The sequence below is a fragment of the Leeuwenhoekiella sp. A2 genome (assembly GCF_047946655.1).
In the GTDB taxonomy this organism is placed as follows: domain Bacteria; phylum Bacteroidota; class Bacteroidia; order Flavobacteriales; family Flavobacteriaceae; genus Leeuwenhoekiella.
The window spans coordinates 2,112,122-2,128,420 of record NZ_CP172311.1; the positions used below are offsets into that span (position 1 = coordinate 2,112,122).

The window sequence follows — 16,299 nt, forward strand, 5'->3', positions numbered from 1 at the left end:
GTCATGAATCAAGATTATATAGTTCCCTCACCGTGGTCAATCATAGAAGAAGGTTTTGAGAAAGACCGGGTTAAATCTTCAGAAAGTCTCTTTAGTATTGGTAATGGGGCGATGGGACAACGAGCTAATTTTGAAGAAGATTACAGCGGTAAAACATTTCAGGGAAGTTATATAGGCGGCGTTTATTATCCAGATAAAACGCGCGTAGGCTGGTGGAAAAACGGTTACCCGGAATATTTTGCTAAAGTGCTTAATGCACCCAGCTGGATAGGTATTAAAGTAATAATAAATGGCGAGTCGCTTGATTTAAATACCTGCACAGAAGTTAAGAACTTTCGCAGAGAATTAAATATGAAAGAGGGCTGGCTGGGGCGTAGCTTTCAGGCCACACTCACAAATGGCGTAACTGTAAAGGTAGAAGCAAAACGCTTTTTAAGTCTTGATCTGGATGAACTGGGCGCAATAAAATATGAGATTACGCCACTTAATGAAGATGTTACCATAAGCTATGAGCCTTACCTTGACAGTGGGATTACTAATGAAGATACAAACTGGGACGATCAATTCTGGAACACACTTTCTGTAACAGAAGATAAAGAAAAAGCGTATATCATGGCACATACCATGAAGACCTTTTTCTATGTGTGCACTGCGATGGTCAATAAACTTACTGTAAATGACAGACCAATTTCGCTTGCGCGAAAAACGAATCAGTCAGATACCTATATAGGTCATATCTACGAGACAGATATTAAAGAAGGAGAGACTTTTGGGATTCATAAGTTTGCCGGTTACGTTACTTCTTTTAACCATGACAAAGACAATTTATTAAGCGCTGCAGATTCTGTTTTAGAACAAGCCGTTAGTGCCGGTTATGAAACTATGCTTAAAGATCAAATCAAAGCGTGGGCAGATATCTGGTCAATGGCAGATATTACAATAGATGGTGATATAAAAGCACAGCAGGGTATCAGGTTTAATATCATGCAGCTTAACAATACATATCTGGGTAAAGATGCCCGACTGAATATTGGCCCAAAAGGATTTACCGGTGAGAAGTATGGCGGTAGTACTTATTGGGATACAGAAGCCTATTGTATACCATTTTATATGGCTACTAAAGATCAACAAGTTGCTCGTAATTTGTTGACCTATCGCTATAATCAGCTTGATAAAGCAATAGAAAATGCCGAAAAATTAGGTTTTAAAGACGGAGCAGCTTTATACCCAATGGTGACTATGAATGGTGAAGAATGCCATAACGAGTGGGAAATCACCTTTGAAGAGATACACCGTAATGGCGCGATGATTTTTGCGATTTACAACTATGTGCGCTACACAGGCGATTATAGCTACATTCCTGAGAAAGGACTTGAGGTAATGATAGGTGTGGCTCGTTTCTGGAAGCAAAGAGCTACTTATTCTGCGCAAAAAGGTAAATATGTTATACTGGGAGTAACCGGCCCTAATGAGTACGAAAACAACGTAAATAATAATTTCTATACAAATTATTTGGCCAAATGGTGTCTGGAGTATGCCGCAGAACAAGCTGCAAAGGTTTCAGATGAAAGTGCTTCAGATTACAATCGCATTACTGAAAAAACCAATTTACAGGGAGACGAGATTGCTAACTGGAAGGAAGTAGCAGAAAACATGTATTTTCCTTATTCTGAAGAGAAAGGAATTTACCTGCAACAAGATGGTTTTTTAGATAAAGAACTTGTTACGGTAGCAGATCTAAGCAAGACAGAAAGACCAATAAATCAAAAATGGTCATGGGATCGTATTTTACGTTCTCCTTATATTAAACAGGCAGATACATTACAGTGCTTTTATTTCTTTGGTGATCGCTTTACTAAAGATGAACTATCTAAGCATTATGATTTTTATGAGCCTTTTACAGTTCATGAATCATCACTAAGCCCTTGTGTACACTCTATTCTGGCGGCAGATCTTGACAAGATGGAACAAGCCTACACATTCTATTTAAGAACATCACGTCTTGATCTTGATGACTATAATAAGGAAGTTCACGAAGGTTTGCACATCACCAGTATGGCTGGTACGTGGATGAGCGTCGTAGAAGGTTTTGGTGGTATGCGTATAGAAAATGATAAATTGTCATTCTCACCTAAAATGCCAGAGGCGTGGGATGGTTTTTCTTTTAAGATCAACTTTAGACATCAAATATTGAAAGTAGCTATAACTAAAGATAAGTTCAGTTTTAGTCTTAATGAAGGTGATGATCTCGATATTCTGGTAAATGGAAAAGAATTGACAGTTAGTTCAAAAGAAGCAGTAACCGTTTAAAAATCGGTCAAAATCATATGAAAATCCGGAATTTTATTCCGGATTTTTTATTTTACAGGCCTGTATATTTTTGACTTCCAGGTTTCAGAATTACTTTCTGTCATGGGATTATTGTAATAAACTTCAATGATTTTTTTATCAATCTGAATGTCATCTGCATCAGATTTCAAAAGCAAGTCACCCCAAATGCGATGAGATAGTTTGTAGTTTCCAGTGAATTCTGCTGTTTCAGCTTCAAAAGAAGGTAGCATTTTAAGACTAGTGCCTGGCGTAACTACCAGACTGTCTGATTTATTAATGGGGAAACAGAAATGGAAATTAATCTTATTCTCAGAGTTATTCCAATTTTCTATCCATAAAAGCGGATTATCAATGGGTTTTAGCTGATTTTTATTAAAAAAACGATCTACCACGCCCATTAGTGCAAGCATTTCAGAAGCTTTTTGATCGGTTTTGCTTTCGCCTTGAGCGCACACACAATATCTCCCCTTAAATTCTTCTCTTTCCTTATTTAAGTTTACCGAATATGCAGATTGAGCTGCTTTAAGATCATTTTTTAGCTCAATAAAGTACTTTTTTAAATACGAGCTATAGGTGTCATCAAAGGGGTTTAGTACGCTTATTCTGGCTGCCAAAGGATTTGTACGATCTTTAATGTTTACAGTTATGTGTGTTGTAGAATCTGTCTCTGTTTGAAGTAGCCATTGAAAAGTAAAAAGAGTATCACCTAATTGTTTATTCTCTAAAATCTCCTTAAATGGCTTTTTTGATATTTGATTTTGCTCGTTGCTTTTTTGAGCATCTAAGAGATCATAATAAACAGAAGCCTGCCCATAATTACCTTTAAAATTCACCTGATAATCGTATTCCTTAATAAAAAGATACCAGCCGGCAACGCATACAAAAAGGATGAGCAAGGATAATACTATACGCTTAACCATTAATTGATCGCAAGATTATGTTTGTTAGTGGTTAAATGCAGATTATCTACTACATAATTACCTAATAATCTGCCTTGTTTTAATCCTTGTTCTATCGCTGCGCGATAATGAATGCCACCATACATTCTGCTAATAGCAGCTTCTGCAGAAGCTTCATTAAAAGAATTAAAAGTGCGTATGGGGATTCCGTATGGAGTTTCTGTATCATCATCAAAAGTGAAATTGTCACCAAAAATATCTGTAAGAATTATGGCTGCAGCCCCGGAAACTACAGAATGCCCGCTTGTGTACTCAGGGAAAGGCGGAGTTTGTAAGACAGGTTTCCAGCTTTCATCAATGTATTTGTTTATCAAAGTTTCCGGGCGAATAAGGTTACTGCGGTATTTCTCATCCCAACAACTAATGAACCCATCTGAAATAGCAATCGCCGTTTTTGTGTATGCAGCGACGGTTTTTTCAAAGTCAGCATCGGTTTTACGACAGGCTATTTTGGTAATGCCAATCCAATGTGCGCCGGGAGTAATTTTCTTCGTGGCAAACATTAAGTGCCCGTTTTGTGTAGAAACATATGGGTTGCAATCCCAGAATTTAGCGATGCCAATTTCCTTCCCATTATCTCCGGTTTCCTGAATATGCATTCTGGTATTATAAACTTCCATCAATTCATCATGAAATTTTGTGCCTTCTTCCATTGAGAATTTTGGTGGCGGTATTGGTTTAAATTGATCTGGTGATTTTAATAGAAAGGGACGTATTTTACTCCAGTGTGGTTCAATACCGTCCATATATGCGGGCGGCGTAGGTTGCCAGCGTCCCTCATCTTCTGTATACACAGAGAATTTAGGCATTGTGCGCGTTTCGGCATACATATCTTTCGCCATCCAGGAGCGTATGTGCTGGGCAACTTTGAGTCCGTAATTTTTAGAATTGGTATAACTTGTTTCATTCTCTTTTTCCCAGACGGTATAAAGACTATCGCGGTAAGTGGTTATTTGATCTTCAGAAAAAATAAGTTGTTTGGCAATGTCATAAAAGGCAACAAGCGCGGCAACTCTGTAATTTAATGCGGTTGTGTCATCTGGCGGCGGCGTAGGTGTAAGTTCTCTAAGCTGGCCGCCAAGAGATTGATAATCGTCACTACTTGCCTGTACTGCTTCATAGGCAGCAATGCTGGAGTATGAAAATATACGAGCTGCTACAGGAGGCGAGAAAATATCATGCACCTGTATCGCAGTCACATTATCAATAGCTTTGTGGTAATCTTCTGCAGTTATTGCGATAGGCTGTGGTTGTTTACTACACGAGAAAATCAATGCCGAAAAAACGAGAGGTAAGAGAAATCTGGTTTTCATTAGAAATTAAGTTTATACAATTCTGCACTATCATTATTGAATGTCGCTAATAGATATGGTTGCTGCAGAATTTTTATTATTGAGAGGTTTTTTACTGCTTTTTGGGTGAAATTTAGACCTATTGCGTTGGCGTCTAAAATTTCCCCAGAATTTGTCATTATTGCTCCTGCAAATGAATCAAATTTACCGTGGTATGGAGTTATGCCAAAGTAATTACCACCTAGAAGCACTTCTTCTTTGCCATCATAATTAAAGTCGAAAGCCAATAAGCTGCGTAGTGGAGATAATTGTAATTGAGAATCGAAATTTTTAAAATGGAAAATACCATTATCATTCTGTAAATATCCGGAAGCTAATGTGTTAATTTCTAGTTTTGTAGCCTTATCAAGCATTTCTTGGCCCATAACTTCCTCAACATCTTTCCCGGCAAAATCTTTATAAGTAGTAAATTTTTTCTTTAAAAAGTTAAGTTGGCTGGCAAGTTCATCAAGACCATACAAGAAGTAATATTTCCCATTTTTCTCTTTAGCGATCAGGGTCTCTGTGATACCATTATTATCAAAATCATCATAATACATCACTAACGGATTTTCCGCGGAAGCGTTTAGCTTTGTGTTTAAGCCCCAATTGCCCAGAATGTAATCTGTATCACCGTCTGCATCTATATCAAACGGTAAAATAGTTTGCCACATTCCGTTTAGTTTTTCAGAAAGTAAATTGGCAGATACATCGGTAAATTTTCCGTTATCGTTTTGAAGAAACTTAGGTGCCGTCCATTCACCCACAGTCACTAAGTCAAGATCACCATCGTTGTCATAATCATCCCAAACAGCATCTGTAATCATTCCTAATTTACTAGTGAGATCTTCCTGAACTTTTGAGAATTTCCCATTTTTGTTTTGAAGAAGAAATGATTCTGGCATCGCACCATAATTGTAATTAACGGCGTCTACACCTATAAAAACGTCTAAATCGCCATCATTATCGTAGTCAGCAGAACGAATAACAGAAGCGTTACCATGGGTATCTACAAATAGGCTATCTCTTTTAAAACTGCCGTCTTTCTCACCTAAATACAAACGGTCCAGAAGTAGTTCACTTTTCCCAACAGATTCCCCGCCGCCTGATGCTACCAGAATATCCTTGAAACCATCATTATTAAAATCGGCAATAGTTGAGGATGTTTCTTCAGCAAGAGAATCCTGAGCCATATTTTGTGGAATAGCAGATTCAAAACTTCCGTTTGTTTGATAGTAAATCTTCGATTTCTGGTAGCGCGAACTACCAAAGAATATGTCTTCCGTTCCATCGCCATTAAGATCTCCTACACTTACTGCCGGATCGTTGTCTGACAATTGATGCGGAATAAGCTTTTGCATATTAAAATCTGTGAAATTGTTTTCTTTATGCACAAAATCGATTCCTAAATTGCCTTCTACTTTAGTAAACCAGTGTTTTGAACGGTTAGGAAATAATTTCTGATAATCAATAGTATCTCTTTTAGTTTTAGGTGTTATTTCTACGGTGCGATTTGCTTCAGGACTTTTTAGTGTTTCAAAAGTTTGGTCTGGCCAAATAAGTATTAGTGAGTCAATTTTTGTCTCCGAAGGAAAACCAAAATTTATAATTGCTTGTGAAGATGATTGCCATCCTTTAGTTGTGTAAAGCTGTCTGTACAGTCTGCCTTTATCTGTGTACAGAATTGCTTTCGCACCAAGTGCCTGCGTATTTTCACCTTTCGCTTTAAGCTTTAGATTGAGATAACCACCAGAAGCACTAATATTTTTATAAACGGTAGGAGCAGAGTTTATGTTGTTTGTGACAATATCAAGATCGCCGTCATTGTCAAGATCGCCGTAAGCAGCTCCCGTAGAAATAGTAGTATCCTGTACAGCCCAGTTTTTGGTCTGGTTTTCAAACATCCCGCCGGCCTTGCCTTTATAGGTATAATTTACCACTGCACCAGAAGGCATCTGTTTTAAAGCTTCCTGATCTATTAAATGTGTTTGATCCAGTTTTTGACGTATTTGCTCATTTGATGTATATCTAATGTAATCGAGATCATTAGGGCGCTTGGGAATACCATTGCTTATGAAAATATCCTGAATCCCATCGCGATCGTAATCGCCAAAAAGAGCTCCCCAACTCCAGTCTGAAGCTGCAACACCACTCATCAATCCGGTTTCTGCAAAGTAACTTCCGCTTTCATTAAGCTGAAGCATATTGCGCGTATATTGAGGATGATAGCCCAAGCGCTCAATGCGCATTTTATGCAAATCTACATTGTCGTCCCCGGCAGATGATTTTAAGACCTTCTCATCTTCTGCCAACATATCAAGCGTCATCAAATCATAATAACCATCGTTATTTATATCTGCAACATCACTTCCCATAGAAAATCTGGAAGTATGTCCAAAATTACTGCCCAGACTTTCTGCAAACGTGCCGTCACCATTGTTGAGGTAATAATAATCATCTTCATGAAAATCGTTACTGATATAAATATCTGTAAAACCGTCGTTGTTAAAATCGGCTGTACTGATGCCCAGGCCATAACTATTTGCGCCACCGTAAATTCCTGCTTCCTCACTGTGATCTACAAATTTTCCGTTTTCATTGATCATTAATTTATCTCCACTTTCTTCAGAACGTTTATTTCTTATGGAAGCGGGACCAAATGAATCGACGGTGTGTATCGCGTGATTTAGAATGTAAACATCAAGATCGCCGTCATTATCTGCATCAAAAAAAGCGGCTTGAGAAGAGTAATTTTCGAGATTTAAGCCAAATTTTTCAGCGCTTTCTGTAAAGGTGAGGTCGCCATTATTAATAAAAAGTTCGTTGTGGCCTAAAAAGCCATTGATCCCAACAACGGCCGAGACATAAATATCGAGATTACCATCACCATTTACATCTGCCATTGTAGAACCCGTACTCCATGAATTGCTGCCTGCAACTCCGGCTTTTGCCGTTATATCTTCAAAAACGAAATTACCTTTATTGAGGTATAATTTGTTCTCGACCTGATTTCCTGTAAAGTAAATGTCTGCCAGGCCATCGTTGTTGATATCGCCTATACTTACACCGCCACCATTGTAGAAATAGAGATAATCGAGAATGTTTTGATCTTTAGTTTCGGTAAGTTGATTAATAAAATTGATGCCGGTAGTTTTAGCATCAGGACTTTCAAAAAGCTCACCTTTCTTTTTTTGGCAACTAAAAAGGGTAGAAAAAATTAATATATAAGGAACTAAATTATAACGCATTAACTTCGAAAATCTTAGGTTTTTGGTTGTTTATTGCCGCTATTAGGAAGGTTTTACCCGATTTATCTTTAAATAATTTCAGGTTTTTTACTTCGTCTTTTAAGAAGAAACCACTGTCATTATAATCTTCCCACTTAAAATCCATTTTGCCATTTCCTAATAAAACACTGCCATAACTGGCGTCTAAGCGAGAGAACTGCGGTTTAAGTTCGTAGTTATTTCCGCCTAAAACGAGGTCCAGATTTCCATCTTTATTAATGTCAATACATGAAATGCCACAAACACAGGAAAACTGAACTCGGGCAGGTAGTATTTTCACCTCAAAATTGCCTTTACCATCATTTACGGCAACAATCGTTTCAGAAATAGTTGCTGTTTTTACCAGCGAATTTTTAATTGTTTCGTCAGAAAATAATTCAGGGATGGTCTTTTTAGCATACTCTGATGCTTTTAGATTTTTCTTTTTAAGCGAAACAAGTTGCGTAGTAAGCTCCTTCTTCATGTGAAGCGGATAATCACCACCATTTGCATGCTGAGTTACAAGCTGCTCTATGGTGCCGTTGTTGTCAAAATCATTGACCCACATCTTCATTGGGTTTTGCATTGAGGTCTTATATGGGATGTTACTTCCTTTATTACCTACAACCAGATCCATATCACCATCATTATCAAGATCTGCTGCCTCAACAACATTCCACCAGCCCTTGTAATCGTCAAGATCTGTCTTGAGTCTTGAAAGGCGTTTGCCCAGATTCTTAAAGATCATTGGTGACCCCCAGTCTGAAGCTGTTACCAGATCTTTTTTATTGTCTCCATCAATATCTGCCCATATCGCATAGGTGATCATACCCGCATCTTTAAGATCGTAGGCAAGTTTTTCTGTAGCATCTGTAAACGTACCATCGCCCTGATTTTCTAATAAAAGGTGTTTAGGATCGATGCCGTATGTGCCTACAACACTACGTGAGCCTACAAAAACATCAACATCGCCATCCTGATCAAAATCATAGGGAGCGATAATAGAAATATTTGTTTCGTTAGTGGGTAGCTGCGCTGTAGATTTGCTAAAGTTGCCTCTGCCATCGTTGAGGTACAGGCGTGTAATATATTCTTTCTGCTTGCCTATCTCATTGCCACCAGAGCCAACAATAAGATCCATATCTCCATCTCCATCTGCATCAAAAAAGGCAGAAGCTGTATCTTCATACTTAGAGTCTGCGGCTAATGCTGGTTGCTTAGTAGGTTTTAATTTACCGTTACCCTTGTTAAGGTAAAGCGTGCCTGCCTGCATTTCTGCGCCACCAATAAATGTATCTTCGTTGCCATCATTATTTACATCTGCAACAGCAAGCGCCGGACCTTCTTGTGAAAGCATTTGGGATATTAAACCCTCATAATCAAAATCTGTGTAATTATTTTCTTTGTGAATCTGCAGCTCTTTCTCTGGAATTTCGGTCAATAATGGCTGCTTTTTAACCGATTTTGGTGCCAAAATATGCGATTTTGCATCAGATTGATTAAGGGTAAGTAACTGATTTGCAGAGATAGAATCTAACTTTTGAGTAGAATCATCTGGCCAGATCACACGCAGGGAATCAATGATTTTTGTATCTCCCAGGCCAATATCCATAACATAATCCATTGATGATTGAAAGCCTCTAAAAGGGGAGAGTTCCTGAAGAACAATTTGATCTTTATAATATAGTTTTACAGAGGAGCCAAGCGCAAATTTATTAGCGTCTTTGCCTACCAGTTTTATTTTTAAGTAATTATTGTTTGTGAGTTTTTCAGCATTGTTACGATAAACAAACGCTTCCATATTTACGTTATTAACAATAAGATCAAGGTCACCATCATTATCAAGATCACCGTATGCGCAGCCGTTAGAAAGTCCGGGAATATTAAGGCCCCATTCTTCGGCTTCATTTTTAAATTTTAGGTCTTTATTATTCTTAAAAGCATAGTTAGCAAGTAAAGTAACCGGCATTTTGTTTATGATAGAATCTATAGCTTCCTTTTTGCCTGTAAGTGCCATTTTTTGAATAATGTCGTTAGCAAAAAAGTCTACAAAATCAAGATCTGTTAAGTCATGGTTTATGCCGTTAGTTACATAAATGTCCCTAAAACCGTCATTGTCCATATCAAAAATGAGTCCGGCCCAACTCCAGTCAGTACTTTCTACACCGCTATAATTGGCAATTTCAGAAAAGGTATGGTTACCATTATTTAGTTGCAGCGTATTTTGAATATACTGCTGGTAGAAATCCTTTTTTTGCTTCAGTTTAAAGACGTTGTACCCTTCAAATTCCATTACAGACTTTACGCGCTCATCGCCATCAGGAAGCATGTCTGTAATGTAAATATCTGCGTTACCATCATTGTTTATGTCTGCCACATCTACACCCATTGCCGAAAGCGATAGGTGAGAGGTCCAGTTTTCTATATCTTCAGTAAACGTGCCATCCTGATTATTGATATATAAGTAATCACGCTCATAGAAATCGTTTGAGACATATATGTCAGGATACAAATCATTATTAAAATCACTAATTACTACGCCCAATCCAAAGCCTATTAAGCTTCCATAAATATGGGCTTCCTCGCTTACGTCTACAAATTTCCCGTTATCATTTCGCAAAAGCATGTCACCCACACCTCTAAATATTTCGGGAACACCTTCCCAATCCTGGGCTCGTACATCGCGTTGTTCTGCATAACCCAAACTGCTTACAGGAATGTTGCTGTTATTTAAAATATAGGCATCAAGGTCACCATCTTTATCATAATCAAAAAACGTGGCATGGGTACTAAAACCTGTTTTAGCCAGGTTATATTCGGCTGCTTTTTCTGTAAAAGTTAGATCACCATTGTTAATGTAAAGATCATTATCGTGATTATTACCTTCCATATTTCCCGCATTACTCACATAGAGATCCAGCAAACCATCCTGATTAATATCAACCATATTTACCCCTGTAGACCAGGGTTTATTACCTGCCACGCCCGCTTTTTCTGTAATATCTTCAAACTGAAAATTTCCTTTATTCAAATACAGTTTATTAGGCTTCATATTCGCCGTAAGGTAAATATCAGGCAAGCCATCATTGTTGATGTCACCTATGGCAACGCCGCCCCCGTTATAGAAATTTCGGTATTTAAAAATATTAAAGTCCTTCTGATTTTTTACCTCATTCAAAAAATCAATACCTGTTTCCTCGGAAGATAAAAGGGAGAAAAGCTTTTCTTTTTCCGGATTATCAGATTGTTGCTGCTCTTCATTTTTACATGAAATTGTAATAATAAAAAGAGATAACAAGAGGATATTATTATAATACGAAATCTTCATTTTAGGAATTAATTAACTTTCTATAAAAGTAAAGAAGCTATGACTGGAAATACTATTTTTTGGCACTAAATAGTCTAAATATTATAGAATTTTGAAAAGTATACATTACTGTTATTCTAAGGATAAATGGTAGTGTCATCAACTATATCATCACAACTGTAGAAGAATTATTATTTAAATTAGGTTCTGGATATAAAAACAATCCTTCTTAGTTAGCGATAATACAGCTAAACATAAGAAGGATTGTACCCCACTACTTAATTATTTGATACGGCTTTTGCAGTATCCTTATTTTATGAATTAATATCCCGGGTTCTGGACCAAATTAGGATTAGTAATTATAGCAGTTGCAGGAATAGGATATAAAACTCTAAAGTCTTCAGTATTATCTTTAAATGCCCAAGGCTGCGTGAATTGGCCGAATCTTATAAGATCATTTCTTCTCCACATTTCTTCGTATAATTCTCTACCTCTTTCATCAAGTATATCCTGATCAGATAGTGATGCTAAAGGAGTTGCTCCTCTTAAGGTTCTTAACTGATTTACAAGTACAAGAGCGTCTTCACTTGAAGTACCGCCATTTGCAATTGCTTCGGCTTTCATAAGATGCACATCTGCATAGCGGAAGACAACTTCATGATTAGCAAACGCTCCATTTTCAGGGTGGTATTTAATAATGCGTATCCCTGTAATCTCGTTGTTACCTAAAAGACCCGGCAGATCTTTAGTGTAAGCCAGCGGATTACCAGGACGGTCTGTCATAGCAGCTCCGGTTGCATCATATTGTTGATTGATCAAAAACCCGTAACCTATACCTAAATGAGAACCATCTGTAGGCACAAAACCTCTTCTTTCTTCTTGTCCTGAGCCTGGTACATTAACGTTAGGATCCCCTTCAAATAAGTCATAGAACTCGGCTAAAGTTGTAAAACCATTCCAGCCTCCACCGGTGTTATCTGGTGAATTTTGTTTGTAATGCAACGTATTCCAGATTCTTGGACCCACATCAGAAGTGGTGAAATAGATAGTTTCAGTATTTACCTCATCGGTAAATAAATCAAAATATCCTTCCTGTAAAGCAAAACCGTCTGCTTGTATTGCATTCACCAGATTTACTACCTCAGTCATATCTGCAGATGCAGGAGTTTCTGTGCCTAAATAGATATGCTTATTTAAATAGATCTTAGCAAGTAAGAAACGTACTGCTGCTTTTGTAGGTTTATTTAAATCTGCACTTGGGCCACTAGTTGGTAAAACTGGCAATGCTTCATTAAGATCGTTTAAAACGAAATCTAAAGCTTCTACTCTCGACATCACAGAAGGATACACATCAGACCCTTCATCTGGAGTTCTAAAAGGAACCTGACCAAATAGATCTAGCAACTGAAACATACAATATCCTCGTATGAATTTTGCTTCTGCAGCTTGTTGCTCTGTAGGCGAACTTCTGCTATCAATAATAGAAGTCGCATTAAAGATCATCTGGTTAAAATTGTTCCATGTTCCTTTAATGAAGTTGTGGTTAGAATCCCATGTGTGTGCATGAAGGTTACGCCAAACCCCATTATCTCCCCAGTCTGTACCGCGGGTAGGAACTAGCTGCTCGTCTGAACTTACTTCTGTAAGCGCATACAGGTTTTCTTGTGTAGAAATTTGACCCCTAAGTGTGTTATATAAGTTAGTCAGGTTTGCATCAGCATCTACTCCAGAGAAATCTCCAGATAGATTCCCAAAACGAGAATCTGTCTCTTCAATTTCTAAGTCTGTACATCCCACGGCCCCTAATATTAAAAAGCCTATTGAAAATTTGTAAAGATTTATAGTTTTCATATTTCTTTTTTTTAAAACGTTGCGCTTAAACCAAAAGTGTAAACTCTAGGTCTGGGATAAGTCGTGTAATCTATACCTAATGATGGGATATCATTTAAAGCTTTAGGCACGTTTACTTCTGGATCCAGTCCTGAATATCCTGTGATAACAAAAAGGTTTTGTCCAGTAAGAGAGAAGCGCATAGACTTTAATATTCCATCTTTCTTCATGTTTAAACTATATCCTAAAGAAAGGTTTTGAAGTCTTACAAAATCACCTTTTTCTAAAAATCTGGTAGAAACATCAGCGGCATTTGCTTTAGACTCACCATTTGTTAGAACATCTGTAACAACATTTTTACCCACACCTATTATACCTGCTGTAAAGTAAGCGTTTGCAGTGTTATTATAAACATATTGACCAAATTGACCTGCAAAGAAAGCATTTACATCAAAGTTCTTATAGCTTAAGCTGGTGCTAAAACCACCTGTGTAATCTGGAAGTGCACTCTTGCCAACAAATTTTTGAACGTCACCTTCAGGGTAAACCGATATACCATTTTCATCAAAGCCACCAAATTCTCTCAGGTAGAATGAAAATAAAGGTTGACCACCTGCAAGTAATTGAGCGTATGCATTAGTAAGACCGTTACCACTTATTTGACCAGTTTGTATCAAGCCGTCAAAATCCTGTACCTCGTTTTTGTTATAAGATACGTTAAGACCTACATTCCAGTTTAAATCTTCAGTTTGAAGAATGTCATAGTTAAGAGATAATTCAATACCCTTGTTTATGACCTTAGCATCAAGATTTTCAAATGCGAAAGGTTGTGGAGTAGGTTGAGCGATCTCCTTTTTCAACAGTAAATCTGTTGTGTTCTTATAGTACACATCAACAGAACCATTAAAGCGGTCATTGTTAATACCAAAGTCGATACCAAAGTTGGCCTGAGATGTTTGTTCCCATTTAAGATCCTTATTAGGAAATGCAACCACTTCTGTACCTGGTATATTAATGTTACCACCGTTATCTATGCTTATGCCAGCGTAACGCTCACGATAAGTAAAGTTACCATAACCTAAACCATCCTGGCTACCTGTGATACCATAACCTACTCTTAATTTTAATGTAGAGAATTGCTCACCTATGAAATCTTCATTGTTCAGCTTCCAGGCGAAAGCACCAGAAGGGAAGTACCCGTAACTGTTGTTAGGACCAAAACGTGAAGAACCGTCAACTCTTAAAGTAGCTGTAAAAAGATATTTATCTGCTATCGTGTAGTTAAGACGACCAAAGAATGACTGTAATTCGTCAGTATAATTGAATAAATTACCACTTACGGCTTTTAATGGCACGCCACCTGGTGTATCTACAGTTTCAGTAGCGATCTCAGGAAATAAACGGTTAACAAATAAACCATCAGCATCATAGCCATATTGTTGATATGAACCGGCAATTGATTGCTCTATAGTTTTTGCTGAATTCTCAAGTTGAGAAGCCATTCCATTTAAATCTGTTGTGTTGTAACCAAAACCAAGAACTGTTTTACCACTTCTCAAAAACTCCTGATAAGAGAAACCTACAAGAGCTTCAAAATTTGAATTTTCAAATTCTTTGGTATAGTTAAGTGTAAAATCTAATAATTTAGACTTTGTAAATACTTCTAAGAAAGCACCGCGGCCATTACCCGGTGTACCGTTTGTAAAACCTGTAACCTGACTTGAAAGGGTTTGGTTCTTATCACTGTCAGACTGGTCAAAACCTACACTAACTCTTGCTTTTAAATTATCAAGAATATTATATTCTGCAGATAGATTTGCAAGAACACGGTTAGTGTGTGCCTCGTCTTTATAATAAGCTAAAAGCTGAGAAGGTACTAGTTCACCACCACCAGTAGAGAAGTCTGGATCATCTGGCCATGTAGGATTTGCAAAATAAGCAGCACCTAATAGATCCCCGGTAGAACCAGCGTTATTACTAATAAGAGGAGCCACATCATTTACGCGTGAGTATGTTCCGCCAAAATTAATTTTCAGCTTATCGTTAAAAAAGCGCTGTGATGCATTGATTCGTCCGGTAAGTTTTTCCTGATCAGAATTTTCAACCACACCATTTTGTTGTGTGTAACCAAAAGATCCACGTACATAACCAGAATCGTAGCTATTAGAATAAGCGAGGTTATGATTGATAGAAAGTGTATTTCTCAACACAACATCCTGCCAGTTTGTATCACCACCATAATCTAAACCAGAAGCATCACCACCGTATTGAGTCACAGCATTAAGGTATTGCTCTTTGTTTAAAAGGTCATAGCGTTCTGCCGGAGTTGAGTAACTTGTGTTTGTTGAGAATTCAAACAAACCGCCACCTGCAGCTCTACCACTTTTAGTTGTTATAATTACTACACCATTAGCTCCACGAGAACCATAGATTGCAGTTGCAGAAGCATCTTTTAAGATACTCATACTCTCAATATCATTTGGGTTTAAGAAACTAAGTGGGTTTCTTGCAGAACTAGATCCTGCCCCAATGTCTTCACCACCTGCAGAAGTATCATCTCCTGCTAATGGCACACCATCAACTACAAATAACGGGTTGTTATTAGAACGCACAGAGGCAGTACCTCGTATACGCACCTGCACTCCGGCTCCTGGCTCACCGCTTGACTGGGTTATCTGTACCCCGGCGGTTTTACCCTGAATCAATTGTTCTGGTGATGAAATAACACCTTTATTAAATGACTCTGATGAGACTACAGAAACTGCTCCCGTAGCATCTTTAACAGACTGTGTGCCGTAACCTATTACGACAACCTCTTCTAAGGCATTAGCGTCTTCCTGCAAGACTGCATCAACGGTACTTCTTCCGTTTACTGCAACTTCAAGTGTGGTGAAACCTACGTAACTAATTACAAGAATCGCGTCACTTGGTACATTGTTTAAAGTATAATTGCCATCGAAGTCTGTAGTGGCACCGTTAGTTGTGCCTTTTACAAGAACATTCGCCCCAGGCAAAGGTCCGTTTGATTCTGATACGGTTCCGGTCACGGTCTGCGCCTGTGCCATTCCCATCAATAAAAAACCAGAAACAAGCAGTATACTTTTAATAAATAATTGCTTCATGTGTTAGAATTTAAATTGAATTGTTTGATTGGTGCTCACGCCTGTCAAATATTCTTAAAGAAATATTAAAATCTCAAAATACAACGTTTGAGTAGCGAAAACGATTTAGTGTTTAAAACGTACTATTTACAGTTATTCTATAATATTATTGAG

7 protein-coding genes are annotated in these 16,299 nt (G+C 37.8%); 1 reads left to right on the forward strand and 6 read right to left on the reverse strand.

The window, feature by feature from the left end:
- Positions 1–3 precede the first annotated feature (3 nt).
- A complete protein-coding gene (locus ACH3PA_RS09405) occupies positions 4–2,310 on the forward strand; it encodes a glycoside hydrolase family 65 protein (RefSeq protein ID WP_416444835.1) in 2,307 nt (768 codons plus the stop codon).
- A gap of 47 nt (positions 2,311–2,357) precedes the next feature.
- On the opposite strand, the gene ACH3PA_RS09410 is transcribed toward ACH3PA_RS09405, so the two are convergent.
- From ACH3PA_RS09410 to ACH3PA_RS09435, 6 genes are all read right to left on the reverse strand, one after another.
- Entirely contained in the window at positions 2,358–3,251 is an 894-nt protein-coding gene (locus tag ACH3PA_RS09410) for a GyrI-like domain-containing protein (protein WP_416444833.1), read from the reverse strand.
- Entirely contained in the window at positions 3,251–4,603 is a 1,353-nt protein-coding gene (locus ACH3PA_RS09415) for a vanadium-dependent haloperoxidase (protein WP_416444831.1), read from the reverse strand. Before ACH3PA_RS09415 ends, ACH3PA_RS09410 begins: the two co-directional genes overlap by 1 nt.
- Positions 4,603–7,869: a VCBS repeat-containing protein gene (locus ACH3PA_RS09420; RefSeq protein ID WP_416444829.1), complete on the reverse strand. Its 3,267-nt coding sequence runs from the start codon at positions 7,867–7,869 to the stop codon at positions 4,603–4,605. The genes ACH3PA_RS09415 and ACH3PA_RS09420 overlap by 1 nt, the downstream gene beginning before the upstream one ends.
- On the reverse strand, positions 7,859–11,215 hold the full coding sequence (locus ACH3PA_RS09425; RefSeq protein WP_416444827.1) for a VCBS repeat-containing protein: 3,357 nt from the start codon (positions 11,213–11,215) through the stop codon (positions 7,859–7,861). The genes ACH3PA_RS09420 and ACH3PA_RS09425 overlap by 11 nt, the downstream gene beginning before the upstream one ends.
- Before the next feature lie 300 nt (positions 11,216–11,515).
- Complete coding sequence (locus ACH3PA_RS09430) at positions 11,516–13,045, reverse strand: RagB/SusD family nutrient uptake outer membrane protein (protein WP_416444825.1); 1,530 nt, start codon at positions 13,043–13,045, stop codon at positions 11,516–11,518.
- A gap of 11 nt (positions 13,046–13,056) precedes the next feature.
- Complete coding sequence (locus tag ACH3PA_RS09435; protein ID WP_416444823.1) at positions 13,057–16,146, reverse strand: SusC/RagA family TonB-linked outer membrane protein; 3,090 nt, start codon at positions 16,144–16,146, stop codon at positions 13,057–13,059.
- Positions 16,147–16,299 lie beyond the last annotated feature (153 nt).

Coding starts and splice junctions, on each gene's coding strand:
- ACH3PA_RS09405 (WP_416444835.1), top strand. CDS start 4: ATGAATCAAGATTATATAGTTCCCTCACCGTGGTCAATCATAGAAGAA.
- ACH3PA_RS09410 (WP_416444833.1), bottom strand. CDS start 3,251: ATGGTTAAGCGTATAGTATTATCCTTGCTCATCCTTTTTGTATGCGTT.
- ACH3PA_RS09415 (WP_416444831.1), bottom strand. CDS start 4,603: ATGAAAACCAGATTTCTCTTACCTCTCGTTTTTTCGGCATTGATTTTC.
- ACH3PA_RS09420 (WP_416444829.1), bottom strand. CDS start 7,869: ATGCGTTATAATTTAGTTCCTTATATATTAATTTTTTCTACCCTTTTT.
- ACH3PA_RS09425 (WP_416444827.1), bottom strand. CDS start 11,215: ATGAAGATTTCGTATTATAATAATATCCTCTTGTTATCTCTTTTTATT.
- ACH3PA_RS09430 (WP_416444825.1), bottom strand. CDS start 13,045: ATGAAAACTATAAATCTTTACAAATTTTCAATAGGCTTTTTAATATTA.
- ACH3PA_RS09435 (WP_416444823.1), bottom strand. CDS start 16,146: ATGAAGCAATTATTTATTAAAAGTATACTGCTTGTTTCTGGTTTTTTA.